Origin of the sequence: Serratia sp. SSNIH1, assembly GCF_002935055.1 — a bacterium.
GTDB lineage: Bacteria > Pseudomonadota > Gammaproteobacteria > Enterobacterales > Enterobacteriaceae > Serratia > Serratia nevei.
Genome location: NZ_CP026383.1, coordinates 280,400 through 296,751, shown reverse-complemented (window position 1 = coordinate 296,751; position 16,352 = coordinate 280,400). Strand labels below are relative to the sequence as shown.

14 protein-coding genes and 1 pseudogene are annotated in these 16,352 nt (G+C 62.2%); 11 read left to right on the top strand and 4 right to left on the bottom strand.

What is annotated here, in order from left to right; all coding sequences use genetic code 11:
• Positions 1-97: 97 nt before the first annotated feature.
• The 8 genes from ilvL to C3F38_RS01365 all read left to right on the top strand — a co-directional run bounded on the left by ilvL (position 98) and on the right by C3F38_RS01365 (position 7,976).
• Positions 98-196: an ilv operon leader peptide gene (ilvL, locus tag C3F38_RS01400; RefSeq protein WP_013814970.1), complete on the top strand. Its 99-nt coding sequence runs from the start codon at positions 98-100 to the stop codon at positions 194-196.
• Positions 197-338: 142 nt separating this feature from the next.
• Positions 339-1,985, top strand: coding sequence for an acetolactate synthase 2 catalytic subunit (ilvG, locus tag C3F38_RS01395; protein ID WP_047729630.1), 1,647 nt, complete (start codon positions 339-341; stop codon positions 1,983-1,985).
• The gene (ilvM, locus tag C3F38_RS01390; protein ID WP_038874702.1) at positions 1,982-2,239 is read left to right on the top strand and encodes an acetolactate synthase 2 small subunit; all 258 of its coding nucleotides are present in this window, start codon (positions 1,982-1,984) and stop codon (positions 2,237-2,239) included. Before ilvG ends, ilvM begins: the two co-directional genes overlap by 4 nt.
• Positions 2,240-2,262: 23 nt before the next feature.
• Positions 2,263-3,189 carry a branched-chain amino acid transaminase gene (locus C3F38_RS01385; RefSeq protein ID WP_033636413.1) on the top strand — a complete coding sequence of 309 codons (927 nt, stop codon included), beginning with the start codon at positions 2,263-2,265 and terminating at the stop codon, positions 3,187-3,189.
• 76 nt (positions 3,190-3,265) lie between these two features.
• Positions 3,266-5,116, top strand: coding sequence for a dihydroxy-acid dehydratase (gene ilvD / locus C3F38_RS01380; protein WP_033649965.1), 1,851 nt, complete (start codon positions 3,266-3,268; stop codon positions 5,114-5,116).
• Between the two features lie 5 nt (positions 5,117-5,121).
• Complete coding sequence (ilvA, locus tag C3F38_RS01375) at positions 5,122-6,666, top strand: threonine ammonia-lyase, biosynthetic (RefSeq protein WP_038874699.1); 1,545 nt, start codon at positions 5,122-5,124, stop codon at positions 6,664-6,666.
• A gap of 53 nt (positions 6,667-6,719) precedes the next feature.
• Positions 6,720-7,253 (top strand): hypothetical protein, encoded by a 534-nt coding sequence (locus C3F38_RS01370; RefSeq protein WP_055316888.1) that lies wholly within the window; start codon positions 6,720-6,722, stop codon positions 7,251-7,253.
• A 21-nt stretch (positions 7,254-7,274) separates the two neighbouring features.
• Entirely contained in the window at positions 7,275-7,976 is a 702-nt protein-coding gene (locus C3F38_RS01365; protein WP_038874696.1) for a DUF2461 domain-containing protein, read from the top strand.
• Between the two features lie 8 nt (positions 7,977-7,984).
• Here C3F38_RS01365 and ilvY read toward each other — a convergent pair whose 3' ends face one another.
• Entirely contained in the window at positions 7,985-8,875 is an 891-nt protein-coding gene (ilvY, locus tag C3F38_RS01360; protein WP_033636409.1) for an HTH-type transcriptional activator IlvY, read from the bottom strand.
• 168 nt (positions 8,876-9,043) lie between these two features.
• Here ilvY and ilvC point away from each other — a divergent pair, with 168 nt between their 5' ends.
• Positions 9,044-10,519, top strand: a complete 1,476-nt coding sequence (gene ilvC, locus C3F38_RS01355) for a ketol-acid reductoisomerase (RefSeq protein WP_038874693.1) — start codon at positions 9,044-9,046, stop codon at positions 10,517-10,519.
• A 47-nt stretch (positions 10,520-10,566) separates the two neighbouring features.
• Here the strand turns inward: ilvC and C3F38_RS26800 are convergent.
• Positions 10,567-11,201, bottom strand: a pseudogene (locus C3F38_RS26800) (LuxR family transcriptional regulator).
• A 243-nt stretch (positions 11,202-11,444) separates the two neighbouring features.
• Entirely contained in the window at positions 11,445-12,377 is a 933-nt protein-coding gene (locus C3F38_RS01345) for a sugar kinase (protein WP_055316880.1), read from the bottom strand.
• A gap of 238 nt (positions 12,378-12,615) precedes the next feature.
• On the opposite strand from C3F38_RS01345, the gene pdeH reads away from it, so the two are divergent.
• Together pdeH and C3F38_RS01335 are read left to right on the top strand one after the other, a co-directional pair.
• Positions 12,616-13,407, top strand: a complete 792-nt coding sequence (gene pdeH / locus C3F38_RS01340) for a cyclic-guanylate-specific phosphodiesterase (protein WP_047729634.1) — start codon at positions 12,616-12,618, stop codon at positions 13,405-13,407.
• A 90-nt stretch (positions 13,408-13,497) separates the two neighbouring features.
• Positions 13,498-15,537 (top strand): AsmA family protein, encoded by a 2,040-nt coding sequence (locus C3F38_RS01335; protein WP_048232141.1) that lies wholly within the window; start codon positions 13,498-13,500, stop codon positions 15,535-15,537.
• Here the strand turns inward: C3F38_RS01335 and C3F38_RS01330 are convergent, their stop codons facing one another.
• The gene (locus C3F38_RS01330) at positions 15,538-16,305 is read right to left on the bottom strand and encodes a CDP-diacylglycerol diphosphatase (RefSeq protein WP_047729636.1); all 768 of its coding nucleotides are present in this window, start codon (positions 16,303-16,305) and stop codon (positions 15,538-15,540) included. It abuts the gene before it with no gap.
• Positions 16,306-16,352 lie beyond the last annotated feature (47 nt).

The window sequence follows — 16,352 nt, the reverse complement described above, 5'->3', positions numbered from 1 at the left end:
GCCGAATAATAACGCAAAAAAAGTGTTGTCATGCCGCGCGCGACTATGGTACCTCTGTAAGCATTAGTTCTGAATGAGCACAGTGAACAAACCCATTATGAAAGCCTTTGCCCAAGTGATTAGCCTAGTCGTGATTAGCGTGGTGGTGATTATTATCCCACCGTGCGGGGCTGCACTTGGACGAAGAAAGGCTTAGCAAACAAGCCGGAATCGCAAGAGAACCCCCGCACCGTCAGGTCCGGGGGTTTTTTATTGGCAAGAGAAAAGTGGAGCAAGGGGCAGAGCATGAAAAACAGAACAAAATCCTGCGGTTGTCGAAATAAGGCGGGGAAATAACTATGAATGGCGCTCAGTGGGTAGTTCAAGCGTTGCGTGCGCAGGGTGTGGATACCGTATTCGGCTATCCGGGTGGGGCAATCATGCCGGTGTACGATGCGCTGTACGACGGCGGTGTGGAACACCTGCTGTGTCGCCATGAACAGGGCGCCGCGATGGCCGCCATCGGCTACGCCCGCGCCACCGGCAAAGTCGGCGTTTGCATCGCCACTTCCGGCCCTGGCGCCACCAACCTGATCACTGGCCTGGCTGATGCGCTGCTCGATTCCGTTCCCGTTGTCGCCATCACCGGTCAGGTGGGTTCCGCGCTGATCGGCACCGATGCCTTTCAGGAGATCGATGTTCTCGGCCTGTCTCTGGCCTGCACCAAGCACAGCTTCCTGGTGGAATCGCTGGACGCCCTGCCGGGCATCATGGCGGAAGCGTTCGCCATCGCCGCAGGCGGCCGCCCTGGCCCGGTGCTGATCGATATCCCGAAAGACATTCAGCTGGCGCAGGGCGACTTGCACCCGCATCTGATGCCGGTCGACGAAGCGCCGGCGTTCCCGGCGGCAGCGTTGGCAGAAGCGGCCGAGCTGCTGGCGCAGGCCCAAAAACCGATGCTGTACGTCGGCGGCGGCGTGGGCATGGCGCAGGCGGTGCCGGCGCTGCGTGAATTTATCGCCGTGACCCGCATGCCGAACGTCGCCACCCTGAAGGGGCTGGGTGCGCCGGATGCGCAAGATCCGCTGTACCTCGGCATGTTGGGCATGCACGGCACCAAGGCTGCCAACCTGGCGGTGCAGGCGTGCGATTTGCTGATTGCCGTCGGCGCGCGTTTCGATGACCGCGTAACCGGCAAACTGAACGCCTTCGCACCGCATGCCAAAGTGATCCACATGGATATCGATCCGGCGGAGATGAGCAAGCTGCGCCAGGCGCATGTGGCCCTGCAGGGCGATCTGAAAGCGTTGCTGCCGGCGTTGCAGCGCCCGCTGAATATCGCCGCCTGGCAGCAGCAGGTGGCGGTACTGAAAGCTGAGCACGCCTGTCGCTACGATCACCCCGGCCAGCCGATCTACGCGCCATTGTTCTTGCGCCAGCTGTCCGCCCGCAAGCCGGCCAACAGCGTGGTGACCACCGACGTGGGCCAGCATCAGATGTGGAGCGCGCAGCACATGACGTTCGAACGCCCGGAGAATTTCATCACCTCCAGCGGCCTCGGCACCATGGGGTTCGGCGTGCCGGCGGCGGTGGGGGCCCAGATCGCGCGCCCGCAAGATACGGTGATCTGCGTCTCGGGCGATGGCTCCTTCATGATGAACGTACAGGAGCTGGGCACCATCAAGCGTAAACAGCTGCCGCTCAAGATCGTGCTGCTGGACAACCAACGCCTCGGAATGGTGCGTCAGTGGCAGCAGCTGTTCTTCGACGGCCGCTACAGCGAAACCAACCTGTCCGATAACCCCGACTTCCTGATGCTGGCCGCCGCCTTCGGCATTCCCGGCCAGCGCATCAGCCGCAAGGATCAGGTGGAGGACGCGCTCGAGGCGCTGTTCAACACCGAAGGCCCTTATCTGCTGCAGGTCTCTATCGACGAACTCGAAAACGTCTGGCCGCTGGTGCCGCCGGGCGCCGGCAACGAAACCATGTTGGAGGAAATATCATGATGCAGCATCAACTCTCTATCCAGGCGCGTTTTCGCCCCGAAATGTTAGAGCGCGTATTGCGGGTCGTGCGTCATCGCGGCTTTCAGGTTTGTGCTATGAATATGGTTTCTCCGGCCAACGCCGACAGCATCAATATCGAATTGACCGTTGCCAGCCCACGTCCGGTCGCCCTGTTGTCATCTCAGTTAAGCAAACTGCTGGACGTCTCCTGCGTCGAGATCCAGCAGCCAACATCACAACAAATACGCGCCTGAGGCGCCGAGAAGGATAAATAACAATGACAAAGAAAGCCGATTACATTTGGTTCAATGGTGAGATGGTTCCCTGGGCCGAGGCCAAAGTGCACGTGATGTCGCACGCGCTGCATTACGGCACGTCGGTATTTGAAGGCGTGCGCTGCTACGACTCGCACTTGGGGCCGGTGGTGTTTCGCCATCGCGAGCATATGCAGCGCCTGCATGACTCGGCGAAAATCTACCGCATGCCGGTTTCGCAAAGCGTCGACGAGCTGATGGAAGCCTGCCGCGCCACGCTGCGCAAGAACAACCTGGTCAGCGCGTACATCCGCCCGCTGGTGTTCGTCGGCGATGTCGGCATGGGCGTCAACCCGCCGGCCGGTTACAAAACGGACGTGATTATCGCGGCGTTTCCTTGGGGCGCTTATCTGGGTGAAGAAGCGCTGGATCAAGGCATCGATGCGATGGTCTCCTCCTGGCACCGCGTCGCACCAAACACGATCCCCACTGCGGCCAAGGCCGGCGGCAACTATCTTTCCTCCCTGCTGGTGGGCAGCGAAGCGCGTCGCCACGGCTATCAGGAAGGCATCGCGCTCGACGTGCACGGCTACATTTCCGAAGGGGCGGGCGAGAACCTGTTTGAAGTGAAAGACGGCGTGATTTACACCCCGCCGTTCACCTCTTCGGCGCTGCCGGGCATCACCCGCGACGCGATCATCAAGCTGGCGAAAGACATGGGCTTTGAAGTGCGTGAGCAGGTGCTGTCGCGCGAATCGCTGTACCTGGCCGACGAAGTGTTCATGTCCGGCACCGCGGCGGAAATCACGCCGGTACGCAGCGTGGACGGCATTCAGGTCGGCATCGGCAAATGCGGTCCGGTGACCAAACAGATCCAACAGGCGTTCTTCGGCCTGTTCAGCGGCAAGACAGAAGACAAATACGGCTGGCTGGATCCGGTAAATCCGTAACGACAAGACAGACAGATAAGAATATCCAGGCGGTTCGTTCGCCGCCTGTCATAAATACATTTGGAGTGAAAAGAGCATGCCTAAGTACCGTTCCGCCACCACCACTCATGGCCGCAATATGGCGGGTGCCCGCGCATTGTGGCGCGCGACCGGGATGACCGACGCCGATTTCGGCAAGCCGATCATCGCCGTGGTCAACTCCTTTACCCAGTTCGTGCCGGGCCACGTGCATCTGCGCGATCTGGGCAAACTGGTCGCCGAACAGATCGAAGCCTCCGGCGGCGTGGCCAAAGAGTTCAACACCATCGCGGTGGATGACGGCATCGCCATGGGCCACGGCGGCATGCTCTATTCCCTGCCGTCGCGCGAGCTGATCGCCGACTCGGTCGAATACATGGTGAACGCCCACTGCGCCGACGCGATGGTGTGCATCTCCAACTGCGACAAGATCACCCCGGGCATGCTGATGGCGGCGTTGCGCCTGAATATCCCGGTGATCTTCGTCTCCGGCGGTCCGATGGAAGCCGGCAAGACCAAACTCTCCAACCAGATCATCAAGCTGGATCTGGTGGATGCGATGATCCAGGGAGCGAACCCGAACGTCAGCGACGCCGACAGCGAGCAGATCGAGCGTTCCGCCTGCCCGACCTGCGGTTCCTGCTCCGGCATGTTCACCGCCAACTCGATGAACTGCCTGACTGAGGCGCTGGGCCTGTCGCAGCCGGGCAACGGCTCGCTGCTGGCCACTCACGCCGATCGCAAAGCGCTGTTCCTCAACGCCGGCAAGCGCATCGTCGAGCTGACCAAACGCTATTACGAGCAGGACGACGAGAGCGCGCTGCCGCGCAATATCGCCAACAAGGCGGCGTTTGAGAACGCCATGACGCTGGACATCGCCATGGGTGGCTCGACCAACACCGTGCTGCACCTGCTGGCTTCGGCGCAGGAAGGTGAGGTGGACTTCACCATGGAAGACATCGATCGCCTGTCGCGCAAAGTGCCGCATCTGTGCAAGGTGGCGCCGAGCACGCAGAAATACCATATGGAAGACGTGCACCGCGCCGGCGGCGTAATCGGTATCCTCGGCGAGCTGGATCGCGCCGGCTTGCTGAACCGCGAGGTGAACAACGTGCTGGGGCTGACCCTGCCGCAGACGTTGGAAGCCTACGACGTGATGCTGACCCGCGACGAAAGCGTCAAGAAAATGTACTCCGCCGGGCCGGCCGGTATCCGCACCACGCAGGCATTCTCTCAGGACTGCCGCTGGGATTCGCTGGACACCGACCGCAAGGAAGGCTGCATCCGCACCCGTGAGCACGCCTACAGCCAGGACGGCGGGTTGGCGGTGCTGTACGGCAACCTGGCGGAAAACGGCTGTATCGTCAAAACCGCCGGCGTAGACAAGGAAATCCTCACCTTCCGCGGCCCGGCCAAAGTGTATGAAAGCCAGGATGATGCAGTAGAAGCGATCCTCGGCGGCAAAGTGGTGGCGGGCGACGTGGTCGTTATCCGTTACGAAGGGCCGAAAGGCGGGCCGGGCATGCAGGAAATGCTCTATCCGACCACCTACCTGAAGTCGATGGGGCTGGGCAAGGCGTGCGCGCTGATTACCGACGGGCGTTTCTCCGGCGGCACCTCCGGGCTGTCCATCGGCCACGCCTCGCCGGAGGCGGCCAACGGCGGCCTGATCGCCCTGGTGCAGGACGGCGACATGATCGCGATCGACATTCCTCATCGCGGCATCCAGCTGGACGTCAGCGAGCAGGAACTGGCGGCGCGGCATGAAGCGGAACTGGCGCGCGGCGACGCGGCCTGGACGCCGAAAAACCGTGAGCGTCAGGTATCCTTCGCGCTGCGCGCCTACGCCTCGTTGGCCACCAGCGCCGACAAAGGCGCGGTGCGCGACAAGAGCAAACTGGGGGGATAAGCAGCATGGCGGTCTCTCAACCCCTACCCAGCGCCCCCTGCGGCGCGGAATATCTGCGAGCGGTACTGCGCTCGCCGGTCTACGAGGTGGCGCAGGTCACCCCGTTACAGGCCATGAGCAAAATTTCTTCGCGCCTCGGCAACACCATTTTGGTGAAGCGCGAAGATCGCCAGCCGGTGCACAGCTTCAAGCTGCGCGGGGCCTATGCGATGATCGCCGGGCTGGACGAGGAGCAGAAGGCGCGCGGCGTCGTAACGGCTTCGGCCGGCAACCACGCGCAGGGCGTAGCCTTCTCCGGTAAACGGCTGGGCATTAAAACGCTGATCGTGATGCCGGTGTCCACCGCGGACATCAAAGTGGATGCGGTGCGCGGTTTCGGCGGCGAAGTGCTGCTGCACGGCGCCAATTTCGACGAGGCCAAAGCGAAGGCGATCGAGCTTTCCCAGCAGCAGGGCATGACCTTCGTGCCGCCGTTCGATCATCCGACGGTGATTGCCGGGCAGGGCACGTTGGCGATGGAGTTGCTGCAGCAAGACGCGCATCTGGATCGGGTCTTCGTGCCGGTCGGCGGCGGCGGTCTGGCCGCCGGGGTGGCGGTGCTGATCAAGCAGCTGATGCCGCAGATCAAAGTGATCGGCGTCGAAGCGGAAGACTCCGCCTGCCTGCGCGCGGCGCTGGATGCCGGCCAGCCGGTGGATCTGGCGCGCGTCGGGTTGTTCGCCGAAGGCGTGGCGGTGAAGCGTATCGGCGACGAAACCTTCCGCCTGTGCCGTGAATATCTGGACGACGTAATCACTGTGGACAGCGACGCCATTTGCGCAGCGGTCAAAGATCTGTTCGAGGACGTGCGTGCCATTGCCGAACCTTCCGGCGCGCTGGCGCTGGCGGGGCTGAAAAAGTACGTTCAGCAGCACAACATTCAGGGCGAGCGTCTGGCGCACGTGCTGTCTGGCGCCAACCTCAACTTCCATGGGCTGCGCTACGTTTCCGAACGCTGCGAACTGGGCGAACAGCGCGAAGCGCTGTTGGCGGTGACCATTCCGGAACAGCAGGGCAGCTTCCTCAAGTTCTGCCAACTGCTGGGCGGCCGCTCGGTGACCGAATTCAACTACCGCTACGCCGATGCCGACAACGCCTGCATTTTCGTCGGCGTGCGTCTGACGCGTGGCCACGCCGAACGGCGGGAAATCATCGACGAGCTCAATGCCGACGGTTATCAGGTGGTGGATCTGTCGGACGACGAGATGGCCAAACTTCACGTGCGGTACATGGTGGGTGGGCGTCCGTCGAAGCCGCTGCGCGAACGGCTGTACAGCTTTGAGTTTCCGGAGTCGCCGGGCGCGCTGCTGAAATTCCTGCAGACGCTGGGCACGCACTGGAACATTTCGCTGTTCCACTATCGCAGCCACGGCACCGACTTCGGCCGGGTGCTGGCGGCCTTCGAACTGGCGCAAACCGAGCCGGAATTCGAGCGGCACCTGCAGGCGCTGGGCTACGATTGCCACGACGAAACCGACAACCCGGCGTTCCGCTTCTTTTTGCAGGGGTGAGCCCGGTGCGTTTACCCGGCCAGCTGGCCCGCTTATTGACGCAGGGCCGGGAGATGGAACGCCAAATCGCGGCGCGCGATCGCGCACTGTTCGCCGGCGTGGATGCGCAGCTCGAGCAGCATTTCCTGACGCCGGGCCAGCGGCTGTCGCCGCCGGGCGTCGGCAATGTCATGTTGCTGATGGTATGCCTGACGTTGGGGCTGGCGGGCGTGATGGGCCTGGCCACGGACGTGGCTGCCGCCTGGAGCGGCAAGACTTCCGCCGCCGTTCTCATGGGCAGCGGCGCGATCGTGGCGGTGTGGATGACGTTGATCCTGTTCCAACTGGTGCAGGGTAAAAACAGCGGGGTGGTATTGTTGCAATATTACCTTGGCATGCTCGGCCTATTTTGCCTTGGCGCCGCGGCGGCGTGGGCGTCGGAGATGACCGGCATCGCCACCGTCGCCATGCTGCTGGGGGGCGTGGTTGGCGGTGCACTATTCAGCAACTGGGCGGTGTTCTCTCTCTGTGTCGCTTACTTTCGCACGCGTCGGCGCGTGTTTATCAAACGCCGTTGGCAGAGGGAAGATCTGCGCAACACCCGATAAACCGTCAGAACGGAAAAACTTATGACGCAACCCTTCTCCGGCTTTAGCCAGCAGGGTCTGAATTTCCTGCAGCAGGTGCGGATCGAGAACGATAAGGCGTGGTTCGACGGCAACCGCGATATCTACGATCGCGAGCTGCTGGCGCCGTTTCGCGCGCTGGTGGAGCAGCTGGCTCCCGGCATGTTGGCGATCGACCCGCAGTTCGAGACTCGCCCAGCGATCGGCAAAACGCTGTCGCGCATTCATCGCGACACGCGCTTTTCTCATGACAAATCGCGCTACCGCAGCCGCATGTGGCTGACGTTCAAGCGTCCGAGCAAAGACTGGAAAGACGCGCCGGTCTACTTTTTCGAACTGGGGCCGGACATGCTGCGCTATGGGCTCGGCTACTACAGCGCCAATAAGCCGACCATGGATCTGTTCCGCCATACGCTGAGGCAGCGGCCGCAGCCTTTCCTTGAGGTGGCCGCCTGCTGCCGGCCGCCGTTCGAGCTGGTGGGTGAGAGCTACAAGCGCCCGCTGGTGAAGGAACAGGCGGCGGAGATCGCCACCTGGTACAACCGCAAGTCGTTTGCGGTGATGGTGACCGACAGCGAAGTGGAAAAGCTGTTCAGCGCCGATCTGGTGCCGCTGCTGGCCGGGGCATTTTTGCAGCTTGAGCCGCTCTACCACTGGCTGATGCAGGTAGAGACGATGAAGCAGATCGATCCGGCGGATCTGTAAATCTCGCGTCAGCGGGGATGCAGCAAGCGCCAAAAGGCGTCGATCAGCGGATCGCTGAGGCGCTTTTTCTGGACGCAGACCCCCAGCTCGAACGGTTCGACCATCGAGATGTTATCCAGCTGCGAGATGCGGTTGCGTACCGGCTCCGGGCTGTTGTCCACCACCACGCTCGGGATCAGCGCGATGCCGCAGCCCAACGCGACCATCGACACGATGGCTTCGTGGCCGCCGACGGTGGCGTAAATCAGCGGATTGCTGATGCGGTGGCGGCGGAACCACAGCTCGATGCGTTTTCGCGACGGGCCGTGCTCCGGCAGGATGAACGGGATCTCGGCCCAGTCGGGCCTGTCGGCGAATGCCTGGCTGCGCACCGCACAGGGTAGCGCCGGCGCGATCAGCACCAGCGGGATTTCGCCGATTTTGGTGAACGCCACGCTGGCGGGCAACGTTTCCGGCCGGCCGGCGATGCCGAGATCGGCCTCGTTGGATTGCACTTTGTCGACCGCGTCGGCGGCGTCGCCGGTGGTCAGCTTAATCTCGACCAGCGGGTGCTGCGCGCGGAAGCGATCGAGGATCGGCGGCAGGTGGCTGTACGCCGCGGTCACCGAACAGAACAGCCGCAGTTCGCCGCTCAGCGAAGGGCCGTGCTGGCCGAGCGAGTGCTTCAGCTGTTGATACTGCAGCAGCGTTTGCTGGGCGAATTCTTTCAGCTGTTCGCCGGCGTCGGTCAGCTGCACGGTACGGTTGTCGCGCAGAAACAGCGGCTGCCCGAGGATCTCTTCCAGCCGCTGGATCTGGCGGGAGAGCGTCGACGGGCTGACGTGCATCGCCTTGGCGGTGCGCCCGAAGTGATGGCTTTCGGCCAAATGCAGGAACAGCTTTAAATCACGTAAATCCATATCGATACGCTCGCAGTGAGAGTGTTGCATAAATTGCAATATCACGTTCTCAATATATCAATTTAAGCAACGCATTTCCTGTTATACATTGAGTTTAACGAATCTCCGCACAGACAGGGCGGGGAATGAAAATAACAATGCAAGACAACATCAAACCGGAGTACCACCATGGCTAACTATTTCAACACATTGAACCTGCGTCAGCAGTTGGCGCAATTGGGTAAATGCCGCTTTATGGCGCGCGACGAATTTGCTGACGAAGCCGGCTACCTGAAAGGTAAAAAAGTGGTGATTGTCGGCTGTGGCGCCCAGGGGCTGAACCAGGGGCTGAACATGCGTGACTCCGGCCTGGACGTCGCCTATGCCCTGCGCAAAGAAGCGATCGACGAGAAGCGCGCTTCCTGGCGCAAGGCGACCGAAAACGGCTTCAAGGTCGGCACCTACGAAGACCTGATCCCGCAGGCGGATCTGGTGGTCAACCTGACGCCGGACAAGCAGCACTCTTCCGTGGTGCGCGCGGTGCAGCCGCTGATGAAAGACGGCGCGGCGCTGGGTTACTCCCACGGCTTCAACATCGTTGAAGTGGGTGAGCAGGTGCGTAAAGACATCACCGTGGTGATGGTCGCGCCGAAATGCCCGGGCACCGAAGTGCGTGAAGAGTACAAGCGCGGCTTCGGCGTGCCGACCCTGATTGCGGTTCACCCGGAAAACGATCCGAAAGGCGAAGGCATGGCGATCGCCAAGGCCTGGGCGGCGGCGACCGGCGGCCACCGCGCCGGCGTGCTGGAGTCTTCCTTCGTTGCCGAAGTGAAATCCGACCTGATGGGCGAGCAGACCATTCTGTGCGGCATGCTGCAGGCGGGTTCGCTGCTGTGCTTCGACAAGCTGGTTGCTGAGGGCACCGATCCGGCTTACGCCGAGAAACTGATTCAGTTCGGCTGGGAAACCATCACCGAAGCGCTGAAGCAGGGCGGCATCACCCTGATGATGGATCGCCTGTCCAACCCGGCCAAGCTGCGCGCCTATGCGCTGTCCGAACAGCTGAAAACCATCATGGCGCCGCTGTTCCAGAAGCACATGGACGACATCATCTCCGGCGCGTTCTCCAGCGGCATGATGGCCGACTGGGCGGAAGACGACGTGAAACTGCTGACCTGGCGCGAAGAGACCGGCAAAACCGCGTTCGAGAATGCGCCGCAGTTTGAAGGCAAAATCAGCGAGCAAGAGTACTTCGATCACGGCGTGCTGATGGTGGCGATGGTGAAAGCGGGCGTTGAGCTGGCGTTCGAAACCATGGTCGATGCCGGCATCATCGAAGAGTCGGCTTACTACGAGTCGCTGCACGAGCTGCCGCTGATCGCCAACACCATTGCGCGCAAACGTCTGTATGAAATGAACGTGGTTATCTCCGATACCGCAGAGTACGGCAACTACCTGTTCGCCAACGCGGCGGTGCCGCTGCTGAAGGACTTCATGACCACCCTGCAGGCGGGCGATTTGGGCAAAGCCGCGGCGGGTACGGCGGTGGACAACGCGCAGCTGCGCGACGTGAACGAAGCGGTGCGCAGCCACCCAATCGAAACCGTCGGTCGCAAACTGCGTGGTTACATGACCGACATGAAACGCATCGCCGTTGCGGGCTGATTTTCCGCAAGGTAAAGAACACAAAGCCGGCTGTGATGCCGGTTTTTTTATGCCTCCGGCGGCGCGAGCAGCTGCCGTTCAAGGCAGCGCCGGATCGCGTGTTTGGCGTTGGCGACCCCCAGCTTACGCACCGCATTGCCGATGTGAAACTTCACCGTACCGGTTTTGATCCCCAGGATCAGCGCGATCTCATGGTAGGTTTTGCCCTGGCTGGCCCAGTAGAGGATTTCCCCTTCGCGCGGCGAGAGCCGGTCTGCCTGGCCCTCTCGTCTTCCATCAGCTGCCGCAGCTCGGCGTCATCGGCCGCCGTGGCGCTGATCGACAAGATCGCCAGGTTGTTGTCGTGATCGTGCAAAACAAAGCTGCAGCCGTGCACGATGTCGTATTCCCGCGCCTGGCTGAAGATCTTCCGGTAATGCCGATCCTCGGTGGTGACGGGGGTGTCGTGCCACATGAAGGGCGCGCAGCGACTATGGGCGGCGCGCACGACGGGATCGATGCGCTGATAGCGATTGGCGCTGTAGATGTCCAGCCATTCTTGCGGGTAGCTCGAGACCAGCAGATGGCGGTCGGGACGGTGTTTGTTGAAGGTCAAATAAGCGTATTTGAATTGGCTGAAGGCGTGCAGTCGGCCGTCAAGATGCAGTCTTGCGGCGACGGCGTTGGCGAATGCGACGGCCATCGGTAACCTCCCTGTCGTTCGGCGGCTCAGCCCGACCTGCACCAAAGTCCAGCTAGTCAGTGCGGCGGATTGAAATTTATACTCGGCTAATAAATTCAAAAAGGCGGCAATGCCAAGACCCGAGCTTAGCAGCTCTGGGCGGAAATAAGCCAACGCCAGGGAAATTCTTTCAATCATCCTCTGATCAATGTTTCTGGGAACTATTGTGCGTGCGGCGGGGTAACCTCGCCGCCGCCTTATTGGCTATGCGGGCATTGCCGTTGCGGGAATGATGGCGCCGCGATGTTGGATCACCGTCGCGGCAAGCCGATGGCCGCGCTGCGCCGCCCGCTGGGCGCTGCCGCCGCTCAGGCGTTCCGCCAGATAACCGGCGCTGAAAGAGTCGCCCGCGGCGGTGGTATCCACTACGCGCTCCGGCGGCAGCGCGATCGCCGGTACCTCAAGTCGCTCTCCCCCCACGCTGAACACCAAACAGGCATCCGCGCCGCGTTTGATAACGATCTCGCCGACGCCGAGCGCCTGCGTGCGTGCCACCACCTGTTCAACCGGCTGCGTGCCCCACAGCAACGCTTCGTCATCCAGCGTCAGGAAGGCGATGTCGGTGCAGGCCAGCACCTCGCGGTAGGCTAGCTGCGTTTCCTCACGGCTTTGCCACAGGCGCGGGCGGTAGTTGTTGTCGAAGATAACCTGGCCGCCGTTGGCGCGGCAGCGGCGCAGCAGCGCCAGCAGCTTCGTGCGGTCGGCAGGCGCGAGGATCGCCAGGCTAATGCCGCTGAGATACAGGTAATCGAACTGCGCCAGCCGGGCGCACAGCGCCTCGGCCTGGGGGCCCGCAAGCCAATACCGGGCGGCGGCGTCATTGCGCCAGTAGTAGAAGGTGCGTTCGCCGGCGGCGTCGGTTTCGATCACGTACAGGCCCGGCAGTTTGTTTTCCAACTGCTGAATCAGCCCGGTCTCGATCTTCTCCTGCCGCCAGGCCTGCAGCATTTCGCCGCTGAAGCTGTCGGTGCCGAGCGCGGTGACGTAATGCACCTGCAGCGCCTGTTCCGGCATTTGGCGAGCGAGGTAGACGGCGGTGTTGAGGGTATCGCCGCCAAAGCCGCGCGTTAGCTGCGCGCCCTGCTGCGACAGCTCGATCATGCATTCGCCGATCACGGCGAGATTTCGGATAGTCATCGTCAATAAGCCCTGGCTAAAGAAGAAGCAACAGCCGCCAGTCTCCACGCAAGGCGGTGAGGGAGTCAATAAATTAAAACAGTGTTTTAATTTTTTATGATCGCGATCGGCCCATGCCAACAGGGCGAAGAGGAAAGCGCGCGGCAATTCATGCTTAAAGTTTTACGCGGTGCGGCCGATAAGCTGGGTAAACAAACAGCGGCAGCGCTCTCACTTCTCCGCCACGGCGATAGTACCGATGATAACCAACCTGATCTCGGGTCTGCTGGCGCCCTGTTTTGCCCTCTATGCCTGCGCCAAATCGCGGCGCTACTGGCGGCAATGCCGGCGCTTGTATACCTTCCAGCCGATTTATCGCACCAGCGGCGCGCTGCTGGCGGTGGAACTGCTGACGGCGGTATATCACCCGAATGAGCCGGACAAACGGCAATCCCCGGAACAGTATTTCGCCTCGCTCGGCGTTGCCCAGCGTTTGCGGGTGATCCAGGAACAGCTGGCGCTGTTGCAGCGCTGGCAGGCATTGTTCATTCGCCACGCGGTGATGGTGTCGGTCAATATCGACGGCATCGCGCTGCAAGCGTTGCAGCGCCATAGCGAGCTGCAACGCCAGATCGCCGAGATGCCCTATCTGCGCTTCGAGCTGGTGGAGCACGCCGAAACGGCGTCAAACCACCCGTTGCAGCAGATCGTCGGCGGCGAACGGCTGTGGCTGGACGATTTCGGCAGCGGGCTGGCCAACTTCTCCGCCGTCGGCGCCTGGCGCTATCAATACATCAAGGTGGCACGCGAGTTGTTCACCTTGCTCAAACAGTCGGAAGAGGGCGTACAGCTGCTCGGCACCCTGATCAAGATGATGAACCAGCACAGCGACGGGGTGATCGTCGAAGGCGTGGAAACCGAGCAGGAGTGGCGGCTGGTGCAGCGTTCCGGCGCGTTGGCCGCGCAGGGCTACTATCTTTCCCGCCCGGCGTGCTTTGAAACTCTGCACAGCGTACCGACACTGTTCGCCGCGCCCGGCGCGCCGGCGTGAACTCCGGTCTATCCTCAGCTAGGCTTAAACGGGGCTGCTCATTCTTTTTCCTTTCATTCGGCAGCCCGGTTTATGTGCTGAGGGAGCCCTATGACAAGAACAGGAAAGGTTTTCAGCTGGCTGGGCGGCATTGTGCTGCTGGCGATCGTCGCGCTGGCGATCTTCATCGCTACCTTCGATTGGAATCGACTCAAACCCACCATCAACGACAAGGTGTCGGCCGAACTGCGGCGGCCGTTCGCCATCCGCGGCGATCTGGGCGTCGACTGGTCGCGTAACCGGGATGAGGGCGGCTGGCGCGCCTGGGTGCCCTGGCCGCATATTCACGCTGAAGACGTGTGGCTGGGTAACCCGAAAAACATGCCCGGCGACAGCATGGTGACGTTGCAGCGCGTCGACGCCAGCATCGCACCGCTGGCGCTGCTGAGGAAAGAACTGCTGATCCCGCGCATCTGGCTCAAGCAGCCGAATGCGTCGTTGGAACGCCTGGCCAACGGCGACAACAACTGGACGTTTGATCTGGCCGCTGGCCAGGATCCGCAGCAACCGCCTTCCGCCTGGTCGTTCACCGTTCACGACATCGTGTTCGACAAGGGACAGATCGCCTTTAAAGACGCCGCCCTGAAGGCGGATTTCCGCGCCGTTATCGATCCGCTCGGCAAACCGCTGCCGTTCAGTGAAGTGACCGGCAAACAGAGCGGCGGCAAGGCCGCTACCCCCGACTACGTTTTCGGTTGGCAGGTCAAGGGCAAATATAACGGCGAACCGCTGAGCGGCAGCGGCAAGATCGGCGGCATGCTGTCACTGCAGAGCGCCGATCTGCCGTTCCCGCTGCAGGCCGACGTGCGTTCCGGCAGCACCCGGGTTGCGGTGGCGGGCACCTTGTCCGATCCGCTGAACCTCGGCGGCCTGGACGTGCAGCTGAAATTTTCCGGCGAAAGCCTGGGTGACCTCTATGGCCTGACCGGCGTGCTGCTGCCGAACACGCCGCCGTATGCGACCGATGGCCATCTGATAGCCCGCCTGCATCAGCCGGGCGGCGCCGTGTTCGAATATCAGAAGTTCGACGGCAAAATCGGCGACAGCGACATTCACGGCGACTTGAAATACGTTGCCGGTAAGCCGCGGCCGACGCTGAACGGCGCGGTGAACTCCCGGCAGCTGAGGTTGGCGGATCTGGCGCCGTTGATCGGCGCGGATTCCAACGCCGCCAAAGCCGGGCGCGGCGAGAAGAGCCGCCAACCGGCGGATAAGGTGCTGCCGGTCGCACAGTTCGATACGCAAAGCTGGCGCAAGATGGATGCGGACGTGAAGTTTGCCGCCGCGCGCATCGAACGCGGCAGCGATTTACCGCTGAGCGATCTGGCCACGCACCTGAAGCTGAACAATGGCGAGTTGCGTCTGGATCCGCTGCGCTTCGGCATGGCGGGCGGCAGCCTGAACGCCGTGGTGCGCCTCGACGGCGGCAAAAAGCCGATGCGCGGCCAGGTGGATATGCATGCGCGCAAACTCCAGCTCAAACAGCTGTTGCCGAACGTAGCGGCGATGAAGCGCAGCCTCGGGCAGATGAACGGCGACGCCAGGCTGACGGGCAGCGGCAATTCGGTGGCCGAGCTGCTGGCGACCAGCAACGGCGACCTGCGCCTGTTGATCAATAACGGGGTGATCAGCCGTAGCCTGATGGAGATCCTCGGCCTGAACGTCGGCAACTATTTGGTGGCGCAGCTGTTCGGCGACGACGTGGTGGGCATCAACTGCGCCGCGGCGGACGTCGGCATCCGCAGCGGCGTCGCCGCGCCGCGGCTGTTCGTGTTCGACACCGAGAACGCGGTGATCAACATTACCGGCAACACCAACCTCGCCACCGAACGGCTGGATTTGTCCATCGATCCGGAAAGCAAGGGGATGCGCGTGCTGACTCTGCGCTCGCCGCTGTACGTGAAAGGCACCTTCAAGCACCCCGACGCCGGGGTGAAAGCCGGGCCGCTGATCGCGCGCGGCGCGGCGGCGGTGGCGTTGGGGGCGGTGCTGACGCCGGCGGCGGCGCTGCTGGCGCTGGTCTCGCCCAGTGAAGGCGGCGAGGAAAACCAGTGCGGGCAGATCCTGCGGGAGATGAAAGGTAAAAAGTAATCAGGCGCGCGGCGGCGGTGAAAGCAGCCGGCAGTCGTGATCCTGGATCTCTTCCGCCGAGGCCAGGGTGAACGGCAGCAGGCTGCGCTCGGTCGCCAGCAGCAGGAAATCGCCGTCCGGCAGCGCGGTCATCGCCAGGCCGAAGCTGCCCATGCGCCCGTCGGCGCGCGGCAGGCCGGAAGCCAACAGACGAAAGGCGCCCTGCTGTTCAAGCTCGGCAGGGGTCACCCGCCGCCCCAGATAGTCATGCCCCAACAGGCCGCCGGGCAGCGGTTGCCATTGCTCGATAAAATCGGGGCCGATCTGCGCCAGCCGCTGTTTTACCGCCGGCAACAGGCAGGAGATATGAATATGCAGCTGGTTTTGCGTGCGGCCATATTCCGAGTTGATCGCCAGTGAAATATCGCCGTCGTCGATCGGTTTGCCATAGCGTTCCGCCATCACGTGGCGCGCGCGCCAGGCCTGGGCGAAGAAATTCGGCGTGGCGGCGTCCAGCACCGCCGGGCTTTCTATCCCGGTGATTTTGGCGCTGGGCATCAGCAGATATTGCAGCGGCCCGTTGCGATCCTTAAACACCACGAAGCCGGCAGGCACATCCACCTGCGCGCAGGGTGCCGGGTTGTCATGCGCCTGCTGATTGGGCAGACATTGCTGGCTGACGATGCGCCACAGCGCATCGGGATGGTCGGGCTTCAACCCGTAATAGAGCGCGATGGCGAGAGCCGCCAGCAGCGCAACGCAGACAAATACCCCACGACGCAGAGACATCGGCCAATCCTGTTACCGAGAGAAACGTCCAGCATAGCCCGGTTTTA